Here is a 16,276-nt window from a genome sequence, read left to right as displayed (position 1 = left end):
ATGCGGAAAGATGCCGGATGCGATCAAGGGACGATTCCACCCGCCGCGGGCAGCGGCGGGCGGCGCGGATCATCGGCCGGTGGCGGTCTCGGTGTCCGGGTACAGAGGGATGATCTGGTCCAGTCCGACCATACTTAGGACGCGCAGCGTGGACGGGGGCACCGCGGCGAGCGCCAGGTCGGCCTGTGCGGCCTGGGTGTGGTGGTGCGCGCTGATGAGGGCGGTGATGCCGCTGGAGTCGCAGAAGTTCATGCCGGCCAGGTCCAGGACGAGACGCTGGCCCGGCCGGAGCGTGAGGGTGGTGAGCTGTTCGCGCAGCTCGGGGGCGGTGGTGTAGTCGAGCGCTCCGGTGATCTCCCAGACGGGACCGGTGCCGGCGTCTCGAACGGTGATCTTCAGCGGGGTCATGGGTGGCTTCTTCTCGTCGGGAGGGTGGCCGGTCGGGCGGGCACGCCGAGGGCGAGCAGGGCGGTGTCGTCGTCGAGTCCGTCGCCGAAACCGTCGAGCAACGCGGTCAGGGCCTGGACGAGGTCGTGCGCGGGGGCTCCGGCGTGGCGGGTGGCGAAGGTGAGCAGGGCGTCTTCGCCGTAGAGGCTGGAGCGGTCCGTGCCGGTACGGGCTTCGGTCAGACCGTCGGTGTAGAGCAGGAGGGTGTCACCCGGGCGGAGGGTGGTGGTGGCCGTGGTGAAGCGGGCCTCGGGAAGGACGCCGACGAGGAGACCGCCCGGGGTCGGCAGGTACTGGGCCGTGCTGTCGGCGCGCAGGACGAGCACGGGTGGATGGCCACCGGAGGCCAGCTGTACGAAGACCTGGCCCGTGGTCCCGTCGATCTCGAGGATGCCGAAGACGGCGGTGCAGTAGCGCGGGTCGCCGCCGGCCGAGTACCGCTCGTGCAGCACCTTGTTGAGGGTGGTCAGGGCGGATTCGGGGTCGGGTCCGTGCAGGGCGGCGGCCCGCAGGGTGTAGCGGGTCAGCGAGGTCAGCGCGGCGGCCTGGGGGCCCTTGCCGCACACGTCGCCGAGGAAGAAGGCGAAGCGTTTGCCGTCCACCGGGAAGACGTCGTAGAAGTCGCCGCCGAGCTGGTCGGGCGAGGCCGTGTGGTAGTAAGCGGCCGTGTCCAGACCCGGGATGAGCGGGAGGGTGTCGGGCAACAGGGACCGCTGGAGCACGGCGAGGGCGTCCTGCAGCCGGGCCCGGTCCGCCTCCGCCTGTCTGCGGGCCTCTTCGGCCGCTTGACGGCGGCGTAGGAGTTCCTCCTCGTAGGCGCGGCGGTCCCGGGCGTCGAAGAGGGTCGTGCGGATCAGCAGTGGTCTGCCCATGCTGCCGTACTTGACGACCGAGGAGGCCAGGACCGGTATGCGGCCGCCCGCGGCGTCTTTCAGGTCCAGGGCGATGCCGTTGATCGCGCCCTGCATCTGCAGCAGCGGCGCGAAATGCGTTTCGTGGTACAGCCTCCCGCCCACGGTCAGCAGGTCCGTGAAGCGCATCCGGCCCACCACGGCCTCACGAGGCAGGCCGAGCCAGTCCAGCAAAGTGGCGTTGATCTTCGCGATGGTGCCGTCCATCAGCGTCGACAGATAGCCGCACGGCGCGGATTCGTACAGTTCCTCGGCGCTGTCCTCCAGCAATGCGGCGAACGCCGCGTTCGCTGTTGCCCCGTCGTCGGAATGCCGGGGGTCGCAGGGGTCGGACGGGTCCGGTTGTGGTCCGGAGCGGCACATCATCGCAGGGCCGCCAGGAACTCCACGAGCGCGTGGTTGGTGGCCTCGGGCGCCGACAGGTGCGGGCAGTGCCCGGTGGCATCGAGCGTGACCAGCGTCGAGCCGGGGATCGCGGCGTGGACGAAGGCGCCGACCTCCCGGGGAGCGATGGCGTCCTGAGTGCACTCCAGCACCAGCGTGGGCACGCGCACCTTCTTCAGATCGTCGCGGGAGTCGGACAGGAACGTGGTGCGGGCGAAGACGCGCGCCATGTCCGGATCGGTGGCGCAGAAGCTGTTCTCCAGCTCCTCGCCGAGCTCGGGGCGCTCCGGATTCCCCATGATCACCGGAGCCATCGCGGCCGACCAGCCGAGATAGTTGGACTCCAGCGACTCCAGCAACTCCTCGATGTCCTGCGCACTGAACCCGCCTCGGTAGCCGTCGTCGTCGATATAGCGCGGGGACGGGGCGACCATCACCAGTGCGCCGATCCGCTCGGGAGCCACGTCGGCGGCCAGCACGCCGATCATCGCACTGACCGAGTGCCCTACGAACACCGCCTCACGCAGATCGAGCGATGCGCATACCTCCACCACGTCGCGGGCGTAGCCGTGCAGGGTGGCGTACCGGTCCGGGGAGAAGGCGGACAGCTCCGAACGGCCCGAGCCGACGTAGTCGAACAGCACGACCCGGTGTTCCCGGGCCAGCGCGGGCACCGTCAACCGCCACATGTTCTGGTCGCAGCCGAACCCGTGGGCCAGTACGACCGCCGGCCCGTCCGGGTTGCCCGTGACGGTGACGTTGTTCCTGCGCGCGATGTCCATGCCCGCCAGTCTCTCAACTCCCGGCCGATGCTTGTGCACCACACCGAATCTGCCCACAATGCGCCTCTCACCTGCATAACCGTCCGCACGCGACCGGGAAGGCCGGCCGCCACGGCGCTTTGAACAGGATCGAATTCATGGACCGGGCGACGTGAGCGTCGCAGGGTGGGGCAACGACTACAGGTCGCGACCCGTCGGGGGAGGACCGGCCCGGCATTCGCCGGGTGTCGGTGGTGATGACGGCCGACGAGGGTCGGCCGCGGACGGAGGGACACCACTATGCGCAGGATCACGAGGGGCGCCGCAGCGCTCGCCGTCGCCACCGCCGCCATGGCGGCGATCGGCACCGGCTCGGCACACGCGAGCGACAGGACCGTCTTCCATTGCCCGGGCGGGGCGGTCTGCATCTACCCCCGGGACGCGGACATCCACTCGAGCACACCGACGGACGTCTTCTACAGCTACGGTGCCCACAATCTGAGCAACCAGTTCGGCAACCACTACGTGCTCAACAACCAGTACGGCGGCGCCAACGCCACCGCCGACCTGTGCACCGGCTACGACGGCGTCGACTGCGGCATCACCATCGAGATGAACTACTTCCAGCTCGTCAACCTGACACCGATCAACTCGGTCGTTCTGAACCGACCGTAGCCGCCTGTCCGCGCACGGGCCGGGACTCCCCGTCGTGGGATGTCCCGGCCCGTCGCCGTGGTGGCGGCGTGGCGGAAGTTGCCTCGCCGTGGATGTCGAGAACGTCCGGCCCGCTCCGTCCCAGGGGTGTGAGCGGCCGGACGGCCGGCCATGAGGCATCGACCACGGGAGTGTGGACCATGGAGCAGCAGCAGATCACCGAGATCCTGAGCCGCCCGATCAGCCAGGAACTGCTGGCTCGTGACGTGTGCCGCCTGGCCTACGTCGCCAAGGACGGGACGCCTCGCAACATCCCGATCGCGTTCACGTGGAACGGTGCGCAGATCGTCCTGTGCACCACGAGGAACGCTCCGAAACTCCCCTCGCTGCGCCGCAATCCCCAGGTCGCGCTGACGATCGACACCGAGGTGCACCCGCCCAAGATCCTGCTCATCCGCGGCCGTGCCGAACTCGACGTCGTCGACGGCATCCCGGAGGAGTACCTGCAGATGAACGGCAGCTACCAGATGACCCCCGAGCAGCGGGTGGAGTGGGAGGCCGAAGTGCGCTCCCTCTACGACGGCATGGTCCGCATTGTCATCACCCCGACCTGGGCGAAACTGATCGACTTCGAAACCACCCTCCCCACCGCGGTCGAGGAACTGGTACGGCAGCGAGCCGAACGACAGTCGGCCTGAGGCCGTTCCGAGCGCGGGGTTGCGTCCCGGCCTCTGCCGTCCGGCCCGCTACGGGTGGGGGCGGAGGCCGTCCAGGATGAGGGTCAGCATGTGGGGGGCGCGGTCTTCGGGGGTGGACGCGGCGCGCCAGAGTGCGCCGGTGAGTTGGAGGAAGTCGCCGGGGTCGGCGTCGCGGCGGATGGTGCCGTCCTTCTTGCCGGCGTCGAGGAGCTGGGTGAGGGCGGTGATGACGGGGCCGTAGCTCTGCTCGGCCATCGCCTGGTGGGCGCCGGCGCTGAGGGCGTCCCCGAGGCCGTGCTTCTTGCGCATGGCCTCGACGAGGTCGGTCGTCCAGTGGCGGAGCGCTTCCAGTGGCGGCATCTGGAACAGCAGGTCGGGCACGGTGGCGGTGATGCGTGCGACCTCGTCCTGGTAGACGGCCAGGAGCAGCGCCTCCCGGGTGGGGAAGTTGCGGTACAGCGTGCCCGCGCCGACGCCGGCGCGCTGCGCGATCTGGTTCATCGAGGCACCGCCGTCCTCCGTCAACGCCTCGCGGGCGGCCGCGAGGATGCGTGCCCGGTTCTCGCGGGCGTCTGAACGAACCACAGGACCTCACCTTGCCGAGACGGGGTGCTGACGGGAGTTGCTGACGGGAGTTGCTAAGTGGAGAACTCTCCACTACCGTTATTCGGAGAGTTCTCCACTTACTTTAGAGGGGCGTCATGCACTACATCAAGCTGGGCACGACCGGTCTGGACGTGTCACCGATCGCGATCGGCGCCATGACCTACGGCGAGCCCGACCGAGGCCACCCGGTCTGGTCCAAGGGCGAGCAGGAGGCGCGACCGCTCATCCGGCATGCGCTGGAGGCCGGGATCAACTTCTTCGACACCGCGAACATGTACTCCAACGGTTCCAGTGAGGAGATCCTCGGCCGCGCGCTGAAGGACTTCGCCGACCGCGACGCCGTGGTCATCGCCACGAAGCTGCGCCATCCGATGCGGCTGGGTCCGAACGGCCGGGGTCTGTCGCGCAAGGCGGTCATGACCGAGGTCGACCATTCGCTGCGCCGCCTCGGAACCGACTACATCGACCTCTACCAGATCCACCGCAACGACCACTCCACCCCGTGGGAGGAGACGCTCGAGGCACTCAGCGACCTCGTGAAGGCCGGAAAGGTCCGCTACCTCGGCGCCTCCTCCATGCACGCCTGGGAGTTCGCGAAGGCCCTGCGTCTGCAGAAGCAGAACGGCTGGGCACGGTTCGTGTCGATGCAGGACCACTACAACCTCCTCGCCCGCGAGGAGGAGCGGGAGATGATCCCGCTGTGCCTGGACGAGGGCGTCGGCACGATCGTCTGGTCGCCCTTGGCCCGGGGCCGCCTCGCCCGCGCGTGGGACGACGCCCGTTCGACGGCGCGCTCCGAGACGGACGGCGCCTTCGCGGACCTGCTCTACACGCCCGAGCAGGAGGCATCCAACCGCGCGATCATCGACGCCGTCGGGCGGGTGGCGGACGCTCACGGCGTCAGCCGCGCCCAGGTCGCGCTCGCGTGGCTGCGACGCCAGGAGGTCGTCACCGCGCCGCTGGTCGGCGCCGGCTCCGTCCGGCAGATCGACGAGGCCGTCGCCTCCCTCGATGTCGTGCTCACCGATGACGACGTACGTGCTCTGCAGGCCCCGTACACGCCCCGGTACGACTGGCAGGGCATCTCGGACGAAGCCGAGATGGAGGCCATCCGCCGGCGCGTTCCCGGAATGGCCCTCGCCTGAAAGCCGTCGTCCGCTCCGACGCGGCCGCCCGCATCCTGAGTGACCGTCTCGGAGAGCGCGCCGCGAAGGCCCCCGCCCGTGAACCGCCCGTATGGCTCACCGGCGGCCTGGGCGTCCTGAACCCGGACCTGCGACCGCGGCTCGGCCGGGATCACGACGCGGAGAGCCTCCTCGCCCACGGCGTCGGTGCATGACCGGCAGGTGAGAAGCGCCGATCCCTCACTCCTCCGAGGACGTGGGCGGCAGGCTGATGTGGAGGGCGCAGACGTCGTCGCGATGGTCGGGGCGTGCCATGGACGCGTGCAGGCGGCTCAGACTGTCCGGGCGGGCGGTCAGTACGGTCGCGGCGGCGGCGGACAGGGCGTTCAGGCCCGTCGACAGGTCCTGGCCGGGGTGCTCGATCAGGCCGTCGGTGAACAGCAGCAGATGATCGCCCTCCCGCAGTCGGAGGGTGGCCTCGGTGAACCGCGGGGTCGGGGTGGCGCCCAGCAGGATGCCGGTGGGGCGTTCGACGGTGTGGGCCACGCCGTCGCGGACCAGCACGGGAGGCAGGTGTCCTGCCTGTGCCCAGGTGAGTGTGCGGTCGGCGGGGTGGTAGCGCGCCACGATCATGGTCGCGGTGGTGTGGCGCTCGCCGGGTGAGTGGATGTGCATCAGCAGGGCGTTCAACCGCGTGAGCGCGTCGGTCAGACCGGACCCGGTGATGATCATGCCCTTGGCGGTGAAGCGTAGTTGTGCCATGGTCGCGACGGCGTTGATGCCGTGCCCCATGACGTCACCGATCACGAAGAGCGCGTCGCCGTCGGGGAGTTCGATGGCGCTGTACCAGTCGCCGCCGACGCTGATGCCCCGTTCCGCGGGGTGGTAGAAGGCGTTGGTCCACAGTCCGGCGAGCGTGACGGGGCCGGTGGGCAGGGGCAGCAGGGCCTGTTGCAGACGGGCGGCCACCTTGCGTTCGGCCTGGAGCAGGCCGCGCTGGGTGGAAACGGCCCGCTCGCTGCTGAGCAGGGCGAGTTCCGCGTCGCGCTGGCCGGAGAGGTCCTGGAAGAAGCCGTGGACCTCCAGCGGTGTGCCGTCGGCGTCGACGGTCGCTTCGGCGACGATGCGGAGGTGCCGTACCCCGGCTCGGGTCGTGATGCGGAAGGGCTGGTCGATGGCGGTGCCGTCACTCAGCAGTTGCTGGGCGGCCTTGGTGAGTTCGGGCAGGTCCTCCGGCAGGACGTGTTCGGGCAGTTGCTCCAGTCGCAGGGGGCCGAGGCTCTGGTCCCGGTCGAAGATCGTGAACACATGAGGTGACCAGGTGATGGTGTCGGTGACGAGGTTCCAGTCGGCCCAGCCGAGGTTGCCCAGGCGTTGCAGAGCGGCCAGGCGCTGTTCCTCTCGGGCGGCGATGTCGTGCCGGATCCAGGAGACGACGAGGTGCTCTCCGAGCCGGGCCACCCGCAGGGAGAAAGTGGAGTGCTGTGGGATGCCGGCCACCACCTCCTCGTAGGTGAACGGCTCGCCCGCGAACGGTCTGCCCGTGGCCAGAACGTCCAGGTAGCCCTTCCACATCTGCGTGCCGGCGAACGTCGGATAGCACTCCAGCACGCGCAGGCCGACCAGTTGACGGCCGGTGCGGCCGGCGACGTCCACCGAGTCGGGCGCCGCGGCCTCGATCCGGAAGTCCTCCACCGTGCCGTCGGGCGCGGACAGCGGGGCGAGCAGGATCACCGATCCGGGCAGGGAGTCGAAGATCTGCTGCACGCTCTCCACGGACGGCTTGCGGCGCGGCACGCCCGAACCGAGTGTCGCCATCCGTCCGGCGCACAGTTGCACGGCGCCCACCAGCAGCTCCCGCTCGGCGGGTGTGAAGGCCCGGTCGGTGCCGCGGAGCACGGTGACGACTTCCTCGACCTCCCCGCCTGTGTCCACCGGCAGCCAGGCACGTGAAGGCCATCGGAGCAGGGTTTCCTCGGGCACCGCGTATGCCTCGGGTGCCTCGGGGCCCTCCGACCACAGGGGCCGGTGGCTGCGCAGCGGATCGTGGCCGTGGGACCGGCCGTCGGCGGTGAGCCTGTGCCAGCGAACGGCCTCCACGCTGTCGATGCCCGCGTGCCCGCTCAGCCGCACGCCGTCCTCGGTTCCGACGTAGATCAGTACGGCGCCGACCTCGACGCCGTGGCAGAGGTGCTCCAGCAGGCAGCGGGCGAGATCGTGGTGGTCCTCCACGCTCGCCAGCCCCAGGCCCAGCCTGCCCAGCAGGGTCGCCTCGCGGTCCGTGCCCGGGGCGGCCGACGGCGGGGCCGACTCCGCCGGGACCAGGTACTGGGTGGATGAGAACACCGAGCCGCCGCGGCCGGTCTCGCGCCGGCGCCGGCGTCGTCTGCGGGCGGGGCGGATGGCGCCCAGCGTCAGCCAGCATTCCTCGACGAGTGTCCGGCCCGCCGTGGCGCTGCGCTCGAGGAGCGTTTCGTACGCCTCCTGCGCGGAACAGCCCTCCTGCACCATGATCGCGCCCTTGGCGCGTTCCAGCACCGGCATCAGCGCGGCGACGCGCTGCAGGTCGACGATCTCGGCTCGCTGCCGTGCGACCACCTTCGCCAAGGTCGGGGAGTCGGACGCGGCCCCCTGCCCGGGCGGCTGTTCCCGTGACGTCACGTGTCGAGCATCGCACAGTGAGCGTCTTCGGTCAGCCCGGTGCCCGTCCGTCCCCCATGGTCGGAGAGGGGCGTGGGCGAGCCCAGCGGTCCGCCCGTCGTACACCGCCGCTTTCACTCGCCGCCGCGGTCGGACGCGGCTGCCGAAACCCTGCGATGCTGGGGGATGACGTGGACCCGTCGGTGTCCGATGTCGCGGTCTCAGGGGGGACGGGCAGCATGGTGAGTCAGGAAGCCGTCACGCGAGGACAGGGACGCTCCGTCGGCTGGGGCTGGTTCGCGGGCTGGCTGGCGTTGGGCGCGTGCGCGGGTGTCGGGCTGGCCGCCATTCTGACGGTGGGGATCGCGCTGCTCCTTCTGGCCGCCGTCGCGGCGGGTGTCCTGCTGTGGAAGGGACCGAGGGACGCGGTGTCCGGCCTGTTGGCCGGTCTGGCCGTGCCGCTCTTCTACATCGCCTACCTGAACCGAAGCGGTCCTGGAAATGTCTGCCATACCGTGGCCGGCGGCCAGTCGTGCACGGACGAGTACTCCCCGGTCCCTTTCCTGGTCGCCGGAGTCGTCCTCGCCGCGGCGGGATTTCTGCTCTTCGTGGTGCTCAGCCGGAAGAGCAGGACGACTGGGGGCTGACACCGTACAGAGCCTTTTCCATTCACGGAGGACGAGTTGCTGCGTTGCGAGGCGGTCGGCAGACGTTACGGCCGAGGGCGCTGGATCCTCCGCGACGTGGACATGATGGTCTCGGCCGGTGAAGTCGTCGCGGTGGTGGGCAGCAATGGTTCAGGGAAGACGACCTTGCTGAGAATCCTCGCCGGACTGTCAAAGCCCACCGAGGGAAGCGTGACGGGGCGACCACCGCACATCGGTTACGTACCGGACCGCTTCACCGCCCACGACCGCATGTCGGCGATCTCCTACCTCACCCACATGGGGCGTATACGAGGCCTGTCGGTCTCCGCCGCCCGTACCCGCGGCGAACAGCTGCTGGAGCGGCTGTCCTTGGTGGGTGGACGGGACGCGTCGCTGCGCACGCTGTCGAAGGGCAACCTGCAGAAGGTGGCGCTCGCCCAGGCCCTGCTCGTGCAGCCCGGTCTGCTGGTCCTTGACGAGCCCTGGTCCGGTCTGGACGCCTCTGCCCACGGTGTCCTCGCCGAGTTCATCGAGGAAGCGGCCGCCCAGGGCGGGGCGGTGGTCTTCACCGACCATCGCGAGGCGATCACCGAGACGCACGCCGGCGGCGTCTACGTCATCGGCGACGGCCGGGTCGCGCTGCGCGGCGGTCGGCAGCCCGGGGGCCCGGCCTCGATGGTCGAGCTGGTCCTGACAGCGCCGCCGACAGGCGTTACGCCGGTGGGGGTGAACTGGTCAGCGCTGCCGGGTGTGGTGGACTCCGCCCGGCGCGGCGGGGACGTCGTCCTGCGGGTGGTGCGGGAGCACTCGGACGCCGTACTGCTGACGGCCCTGCAGCACCGGTGGTCGGTGGCGGGCCTCACCGGGACCGTGGGTGAACATGATCACGGGTTCGACGGGAAGCGGGTCGCCCTGTGATCGCCCTGGTCCGCTACATGTTCACGGTGCTGCTGCTCTCCCAGCGCTACCTCGCGCCGCTGCTGCTGTTCCTCGGTCTGGTGGCCGTGCTGACCAGCAGCGACTCCGGCCCGCTCACCGCGACCTACGCCTCGGTGGCCGGAGCCATGCTGCTGTGCTCGGTCTGGCTGACCATGGCACTGATCGGTCTGGAGGATCAGCCGCACCGCTCGATCGTCGTCGTCAGCACCGGCAGCCATCTACGCGTTCTGCTCGCGGCGGTCGGGACGGCCGCCGTGTGGTGCCTGCTGCTGACGGCCGTCGGCCTGGTGCTGCCGCTGATGTTCGCAGCCCGAACACCCGGCCCCGCGGACCTGGCGCTGGGGATCCTGGCCCAACTCACCTGCGGCTTCACCGGCATGGCCATCGGAGTGGTCTGCTCACGGCTGGTGTTCCGACGACAGGGCTACGCGCTCCTCCTCGCCCTGGGGCTCCTGCTGGCCGTGCTGCTGGGCAAAGGCGTCTCTCCGGTCAACATCATGCTCACCCACCTGCAGAACACCTCGGACTCGACGGACGCCCTGGTGCCCACTGCCGTCCTCCTCGCCGTCGCCGCGGGCTTGTTGACGGTCAGCACGGCTGTCACACAAGCGATCACCCTCAGAAAGGCATGAAGAGGCTCACCGCTTGTGCATGCACAAGCTGCCCTGTTACGAGGTCCGGCCCCCGACATGACGTCGGGGGCCGGAGGCGGTCAGCGGTGTGGGGTGTTGCTCGGCCCGTCGGTCACGGGAACGAGGTCAGCTTCGACGGCACGGTGTCCGTCCCCGAGGTCGGGGCGCCGGTGTTGTTGACGACGTGGGCGTACTGGCCCTTGCCGCCGAGGGAGATCACGAGCACGTCGTGCAGCTTCACCCCGGCGGTGACCGGGACCTGGAAGCCGTGTGCCTGGACGATCGACGGATCGGCGGTGTAGTTGCAGTAGCTGCCGAGCCCCCAAGCCTCGTGCTGGGTCACGGTGTCGGCGACCTTGTAGGCCGCGTATCCGACGATGCCGTCATGGGTGATGGCGGCGGCGTTCGGGGCGTCGTAGGCCTTCTCGTTCTGGAAGAAGATCGTCCGGCCGCGTTCGCCGCTCCACAGGACGTCGTACTTGTTGAAGTGCTCCACGAACAGACCGGTAGCCAGGACGTCGTCGCCGTTGACGCGCAGGCCGTAGTCGGCGCGGTTGGTGTCCCAGCCGACGCCGCTGCCGTGGTCGGCGCGCCAGAGCCAGGTGTGGTCGATGACGACGTCGTCGCTGTTGACGACGACGGAGTTGGTCGCGAGGCCGGGACCGGCGCCGCCGATGCGCACGAACACGTCCTGCATGGTGGTCGGGTCGGTCGAGTGGTCGGCGCTCGCGCCGGGCTGCCCGATCCGCAGCAGCGTGTCGGAGTTGACGGAGCCCGCGTCGATGAGGAATCCGGCGAGGCGGACGCCGTCGACGTCGGCCACGTGCATGGCGTCGATGCCGTTGTCCGGCACGAGCGTCGCCAGGCCCAGTCCGAGTACGACGGTGTCGGCACGGGTGACGTCGATGGTCTGGTCGAGGTGGTAGACCCCGGGGGTGAACAGGAGGTTGAGGCCCTGGGCGAGCGCCTGGTTGATCGTGGCGGCGGTGGCGCCCGGCTTGACGACGTAGAACTGGTCCAGCGGGATGGAGGTGCCGGCGTTCGCCGGCCAGGACACCCCGCGCGCGTTGGTGCGCTTGGCGGGCACGAACACCTTGTAGGTGCTGCCGTCGAGGTAGAGGAAGGGCTTCTCGCGGGAGACGGGCGTCGTGTCGAGGGTGGTGTACGGGCCCGAGTCGAAGTTGGTCGCCGGGGCGCCCTGGACTCCGGTGAACGTCATGTTCCACACGCCGTTGGTCCAGCCGCCGACCGAGCTGTCGCGGGTGTACCACTGCTGCTGGGAGTACGGGCCGACGGTGCCGTCGATCTTGGAGTCGGCGATGTAGCCTCCGGAGGCCCAACCGTAGCCGTTCGGGGCCAGGTTGAGGCCGCCCTTGACGTGGATGCGGCGGAAGGGCGCCGCCTGTGCGACGGCCCAGCGGTCGGTGCCGTTGGACGGTGTGATGGCGAGGTTCTCCGCCGAACGCCAGAAGTTCTGCGTGGCATTGCCGTTGAACCAGCCCGCGTCGACGGTGATGTCGCCGTTGATCTGGGTGTCGTCCGGGTCAAGGCCGAGCCCCGAGATTGAGGTGTAGAAGCCGACCTGGGCGTTGATGCCGTTGTAGGTGCCGGGCTTGAGCAGGAACTGGTAGCGGCCGGTGCCGAACTGGCTGGACTCCTGCTTGGCGAAGACGTCGTCGAACTTCTGCTGGAGGTTGGGGGTGCTGGGGTCGACGACGATGACGTTCGGCCCGAGATCGCCGCCGCCCTGGACCGGGGGAGTACTGCCGCCGCTTCCGGTGTGGACGGCCACCTCCCACAGGGAGTAGCCGTAACCGGTGGCGCGGACGGTGCCGTTGACACGGACGTAGCGGCCGGAACCGGAGACGTCGTAGGACGCCGTGCCCCCGCTCGCGCCGGTGACGTTCTTGAGGGTGGTCCAGCTCCGGCCGTCCGTGGAGGCCTGGATCTGGAACTCCTTGGCGTAGGCGGCCTCCCAGGTCAGGTCGACCTTGCACAGGTTCCTGACCGAGCCGAGGTCGACCTGCACCCACTGCGGGTCGGAGGCCTGGCTGGACCAGCGGGTGCCGGTGTCGCCGTCGAAGGCGGCGGAGGCGGGGGTGCCCGCGTTCTCCGTGGAGGAGGCCGAGGCGGGCTTGTCCTTCGCCGCGTTCGCCGTGTCGCAGGAGGCCGTGCCGGTGCCGGACGTGCCGAAGACCTGGAACTCCCAGAGGGAGTAGCCCCATTGGGTCGCCCGGTGGACGCCGTACATCCGGACGTAGCGGCCCTGCCCGGAGACATCCAGGCTGTCGGTGCCGCCGTCGCCGCCGGTGACGGAGGTCAGGTCGGTCCAGGTGCTGCCGTCGGTGGAGGCCTGGATCTTGTAGTCCTTGCCGTAGGCCGCCTCCCAGTTGAGGACGACCTTCGAGATCGTGGCCCTGGCGCCCAGGTCGACCTGCAGCCACTGCGTGTCGCTCGCGGCCGACGACCAGCGGGTGCCGGTGTCGCCGTCGACGGCGTAGGCGGCCGGTGTGCCGGCGTTCTCGTCGGAGGAGGAGGTCGCCGTTCGGCCCTGGGACAGGGGGAGTTCGGCCGCGGCGGCCGGGCGGGGAACGGGTAGGGCGAGCAGCGCCGCCATGGCGGCGAGCACGACGCCCATGGATCTGAGTCTCATGGAGGTCCCTGCGGGTGTGGTGGGGAAAGGAACACGTGATGCCGCCGACGGCAGGCGGATCGACACGCCAAGGGCAGTGCCCCGACGCTTAGTTCACGTCTTGATTTAACTGATGAGTCACAACTCTCGGCAAGCCTTCGGAAGTTGAAATCTTTCCGGATCCACTTCTGCCGGATCCCTTGACACCTTGATGACATGCCCTCAACACTCCTCGGCGGGAGAGCGCTCTCCCGCATCCGATCCGGCGCTCCCCGACCCCCACAGCACAGGAGGAGGTCTCCATGTCACGGAGATCGAAAGGCCTGTCCGTCACGCTGATCACCGGCGCGCTCCTGCTGACCTCGCTCGGACTCGGCGGCGTCGCCGTCAGCGCCGGCCCGCCCGCACCGCACGGCTCCGCCGCCCGGGTGTTCGCGGCCACCCACTCCGGGCACGCGATGGCGGCGTCCACCGCCACCTCACCGGAGGACCCGGACGGCGACGGCTACATCCCCGCGAACCCGCCGGTCACCGGTGTGACGCCGTCCACGCAGGACCCGCCCCACCGCTACTTCCACGAGTTCCAGGCCAACTGCTCGGTCACCCGCACCAGGCCCGACGACCCCATCGTCTACCCGCAGCAGCCAGGCAAGTCCCACGACCACACGTTCATGGGCAACACCACGACCGACGCCTACAGCACGACGGCCTCGCTGGAGGCCGGCGGCACCACCTGCAAGGCCCCCGGCGACCTGTCCGGCTACTGGATGCCCACCCTCTACAACGGCGACCAGCAGATCCTCCCCGTGGGACCGCAGGTCATCTACTACAAGGCGGGCGTCACCGACTACACCAGCGTCCGGCCCTTCCCCAAGGGCCTGCGGTTCGTCGTCGGCAGCCCGATGCAGAGCGCCGACGAGTTCCGCCACCACCCCGGCTTCGTCGAGGGCTGGGAGTGCGGTGACAGCTACTTCAACACCGAGTTCCCCGCGACCTGCCCCAACCGCGCCGACGTGCAGCTCAACATCCGCTTCCAGGCGCCCAGTTGCTGGGACGGCAAGTACCTCGACACCCCCGACCACAAGAGCCACATGGCCTACCCGGTGGTCAAGCCCGGCACGAACGACAACATCTGCCCGGCCGACCACCCGGTCGCACTGCCGATGATCGAGTTCAAGATGGCCTTCCCGGTCAACGGCGACATGTCCAAGGTGCGCCTGGCCAGCGGAGCGGGCCACACCTTCCACTACGACTTCTTCAACGCCTGGGACGCCCCCACGCTCAAGGCGCTGGTCGACCACTGCGTCGTCGGCGGCCTGCAGTGCGACGCGCGCGGCTACGACGAGACCCACCCGGAGGCGGGCGCGGCCCTCAACGAGCACTACGAACTGCCCTGAGGAGCAACAGCGATGACCCCACGACCCCGCACACGCTCCAGAACCCGCCGCGCCGCGGCACCCCTCACCGCCGGCGTCCTGGCCGCGGGCTTCCTCATCGCGCTGCCCGCCACCCAGGCCCACGCCGCCGGCAGCGTCGTCAAGGTCACCGGCAGCCAGGGCTCCTGGCAGCTGACGGTGGACGGACGGCCGTACCAGATCAAGGGCCTGACCTGGGGCCCGAACGTCGCGGACGCCGAGAGGTACATGCCCGACCTGCAGTCCATGGGCGTCAACACCATCCGCACCTGGGGCACCGACGCCACCAGCAAGCCCCTGTTCGACTCCGCCGCCGCCCACGGCATCAAGGTCGTCGCCGGCTTCTGGCTGCAGCCAGGCGGCGGCCCCGGCAGCGGCGGCTGCGTCAACTACGTGACCGACACCGCGTACAAGAACCAAATGCTCGACGAGTTCCCCAAGTGGGTCCAGACGTACAAGGACAACCCCGGCGTACTCATGTGGGACGTCGGCAACGAGTCCGTCCTCGGACTGCAGAACTGCTACAGCGGCGACGAGTTGGAGAGACAGCGCGACGCCTACACCACGCTCGTCGACGACATCACCAAGAAGATCCACGCCGTGGATCCCGACCACCCGGTCACCTCCACCGACGCCTGGGTGGGGGCATGGCCCTACTACAAGAAGAACGCGCCGGATCTCGACCTGTACGCCGTGAACTCCTACAACGCGGTCTGCGACATCAAGTCCGCCTGGGAGCAAGGAGGTTACAGCAAGCCCTACATCGTCACCGAGACCGGTCCGGCCGGCGAGTGGGAGGTCCCCGACGACGCCAACGGCGTCCCGCTCGAACCCACCGACCGAGCCAAGGGCGACGGCTACACCCGCGCGTGGGGGTGTATCACCGGACACAGGGGCGTCGCGCTCGGCGCCACCATGTTCCACTACGGCACCGAGTACGACTTCGGCGGCATCTGGTTCAACCTGCTGCCCGCGGGCCAGAAGCGCCTGTCGTACTACGCCGTGAAGAAGGCCTACGGCGGCGACACCACGCACGACAACACCCCGCCCGTCATCTCGGACCTGACCGTGGAGGGCGACGCGGGCAAGGTGCAGGCCGGGCGCGACCTCGTCCTGGACGTGAAGGCCACCGACCCCGACGGCGACCGGATCTCCTACGAGGTCCTCGACAACAGCATGTACGTCGACCAGAGCAAGAACCTCACCCCGCTGCCCTTCACCGACCTCAGCGGCGGCCGGATGAAGGTGACCGCACCCGACCGCCCCGGCGTCTGGAAGATGTACGTTAAGGCCACCGACGGCCGGGGCAACGTCGGCGTCGAGACCCGTTCGATCCGCGTCGTCCCACCCGTGCCGTCCGGCACCAACCTGGCGCAGGGCAGACCGGCCACCGCCTCGTCCTACCAGGCGAGTTACGGCGACTGCCCCTGCACCGCCGCCAACGCGGTCGACGGAAACCCCGCCACCCGATGGGCCGGCGACTGGAGCGACCCCCAGTGGCTCCAGGTCGACCTGGGCACCCGCACCACGTTCCGGCACGTCCAGCTGTTCTGGGAGGCGTCGTACGCGAAGGCGTACACCATCCAGGCCTCCGACGACGGACAGAACTGGCAGACGGTGCGCGCCGTGTCCGACGGCAACGGTGGCATCGACGACTTCGACGTCACCGGGACCGGCCGCTACGTGCGGGTCAACGGCACCGCGCGGGGCACCGGTTGGGGCTACTCGCTCTACGAGTTCGGCATCTACAACTGACAGCGCCGCGGCCCGGCCCCACCCTCGGAGA

The 16,276-nt window shown here is 69.6% G+C and carries 14 protein-coding genes; 8 read left to right on the top strand and 6 right to left on the bottom strand.

The window, feature by feature from the left end; all coding sequences use genetic code 11:
• Positions 1 to 69 precede the first annotated feature (69 nt).
• The 3 genes from ACQF4J_RS03835 to ACQF4J_RS03825 are packed head-to-tail and all read right to left on the bottom strand — an operon-like array spanning position 70 to position 2,524.
• Complete coding sequence (locus tag ACQF4J_RS03835; protein WP_427164545.1) at positions 70 to 408, bottom strand: STAS domain-containing protein; 339 nt, start codon at positions 406 to 408, stop codon at positions 70 to 72.
• Entirely contained in the window at positions 405 to 1,721 is a 1,317-nt protein-coding gene (locus ACQF4J_RS03830; RefSeq protein WP_351576089.1) for a PP2C family protein-serine/threonine phosphatase, read from the bottom strand. Before ACQF4J_RS03830 ends, ACQF4J_RS03835 begins: the two co-directional genes overlap by 4 nt.
• Positions 1,721 to 2,524 carry an alpha/beta fold hydrolase gene (locus tag ACQF4J_RS03825; protein WP_351801165.1) on the bottom strand — a complete coding sequence of 268 codons (804 nt, stop codon included), beginning with the start codon at positions 2,522 to 2,524 and terminating at the stop codon, positions 1,721 to 1,723. Before ACQF4J_RS03825 ends, ACQF4J_RS03830 begins: the two co-directional genes overlap by 1 nt.
• A 279-nt stretch (positions 2,525 to 2,803) precedes the next feature.
• Here ACQF4J_RS03825 and ACQF4J_RS03820 point away from each other — a divergent pair, with 279 nt between their 5' ends.
• Both ACQF4J_RS03820 and ACQF4J_RS03815 read left to right on the top strand, forming a co-directional pair.
• A complete protein-coding gene (locus ACQF4J_RS03820; RefSeq protein WP_351575929.1) occupies positions 2,804 to 3,178 on the top strand; it encodes a hypothetical protein in 375 nt (124 codons plus the stop codon).
• Between the two features lie 179 nt (positions 3,179 to 3,357).
• The gene (locus ACQF4J_RS03815) at positions 3,358 to 3,855 is read left to right on the top strand and encodes a pyridoxamine 5'-phosphate oxidase family protein (protein ID WP_427164544.1); all 498 of its coding nucleotides are present in this window, start codon (positions 3,358 to 3,360) and stop codon (positions 3,853 to 3,855) included.
• A gap of 48 nt (positions 3,856 to 3,903) precedes the next feature.
• Here ACQF4J_RS03815 and ACQF4J_RS03810 read toward each other — a convergent pair whose 3' ends face one another.
• Entirely contained in the window at positions 3,904 to 4,440 is a 537-nt protein-coding gene (locus tag ACQF4J_RS03810; protein ID WP_351801161.1) for a TetR/AcrR family transcriptional regulator, read from the bottom strand.
• A gap of 116 nt (positions 4,441 to 4,556) precedes the next feature.
• Between ACQF4J_RS03810 and ACQF4J_RS03805 the strand changes: the two genes are divergently transcribed.
• On the top strand, positions 4,557 to 5,606 hold the full coding sequence (locus tag ACQF4J_RS03805) for an aldo/keto reductase (RefSeq protein WP_427164542.1): 1,050 nt from the start codon (positions 4,557 to 4,559) through the stop codon (positions 5,604 to 5,606).
• 219 nt (positions 5,607 to 5,825) lie between these two features.
• Here the strand turns inward: ACQF4J_RS03805 and ACQF4J_RS03800 are convergent, their stop codons facing one another.
• Positions 5,826 to 8,246 carry a SpoIIE family protein phosphatase gene (locus ACQF4J_RS03800; RefSeq protein WP_351575941.1) on the bottom strand — a complete coding sequence of 807 codons (2,421 nt, stop codon included), beginning with the start codon at positions 8,244 to 8,246 and terminating at the stop codon, positions 5,826 to 5,828.
• A 218-nt stretch (positions 8,247 to 8,464) separates the two neighbouring features.
• Here ACQF4J_RS03800 and ACQF4J_RS03795 point away from each other — a divergent pair, with 218 nt between their 5' ends.
• The 3 genes from ACQF4J_RS03795 (at position 8,465) to ACQF4J_RS03785 (ending at position 10,443) form a co-directional block, all read left to right on the top strand.
• Positions 8,465 to 8,872, top strand: a complete 408-nt coding sequence (locus ACQF4J_RS03795; RefSeq protein ID WP_427164541.1) for a hypothetical protein — start codon at positions 8,465 to 8,467, stop codon at positions 8,870 to 8,872.
• A 96-nt stretch (positions 8,873 to 8,968) separates the two neighbouring features.
• Positions 8,969 to 9,790: an ATP-binding cassette domain-containing protein gene (locus ACQF4J_RS03790; protein WP_427164540.1), complete on the top strand. Its 822-nt coding sequence runs from the start codon at positions 8,969 to 8,971 to the stop codon at positions 9,788 to 9,790.
• Positions 9,787 to 10,443: a hypothetical protein gene (locus ACQF4J_RS03785; RefSeq protein WP_427164539.1), complete on the top strand. Its 657-nt coding sequence runs from the start codon at positions 9,787 to 9,789 to the stop codon at positions 10,441 to 10,443. Before ACQF4J_RS03790 ends, ACQF4J_RS03785 begins: the two co-directional genes overlap by 4 nt.
• Positions 10,444 to 10,555: 112 nt before the next feature.
• Here ACQF4J_RS03785 and ACQF4J_RS03780 read toward each other — a convergent pair whose 3' ends face one another.
• Positions 10,556 to 13,096, bottom strand: coding sequence for a discoidin domain-containing protein (locus ACQF4J_RS03780; protein WP_351575952.1), 2,541 nt, complete (start codon positions 13,094 to 13,096; stop codon positions 10,556 to 10,558).
• 281 nt (positions 13,097 to 13,377) lie between these two features.
• Between ACQF4J_RS03780 and ACQF4J_RS03775 the strand changes: the two genes are divergently transcribed.
• Positions 13,378 to 14,472, top strand: coding sequence for a DUF1996 domain-containing protein (locus ACQF4J_RS03775; protein WP_351801152.1), 1,095 nt, complete (start codon positions 13,378 to 13,380; stop codon positions 14,470 to 14,472).
• Between the two features lie 12 nt (positions 14,473 to 14,484).
• Positions 14,485 to 16,245, top strand: coding sequence for a discoidin domain-containing protein (locus ACQF4J_RS03770; RefSeq protein WP_427164537.1), 1,761 nt, complete (start codon positions 14,485 to 14,487; stop codon positions 16,243 to 16,245).
• Positions 16,246 to 16,276 lie beyond the last annotated feature (31 nt).

It is taken from the genome of Streptomyces sp. C1-1, from assembly GCF_050214755.1.
GTDB lineage: Bacteria > Actinomycetota > Actinomycetes > Streptomycetales > Streptomycetaceae > Streptomyces.
The sequence above is the reverse complement of the archived record's forward strand: the minus strand, read 5'-3'. Positions and strand labels throughout refer to the sequence as shown.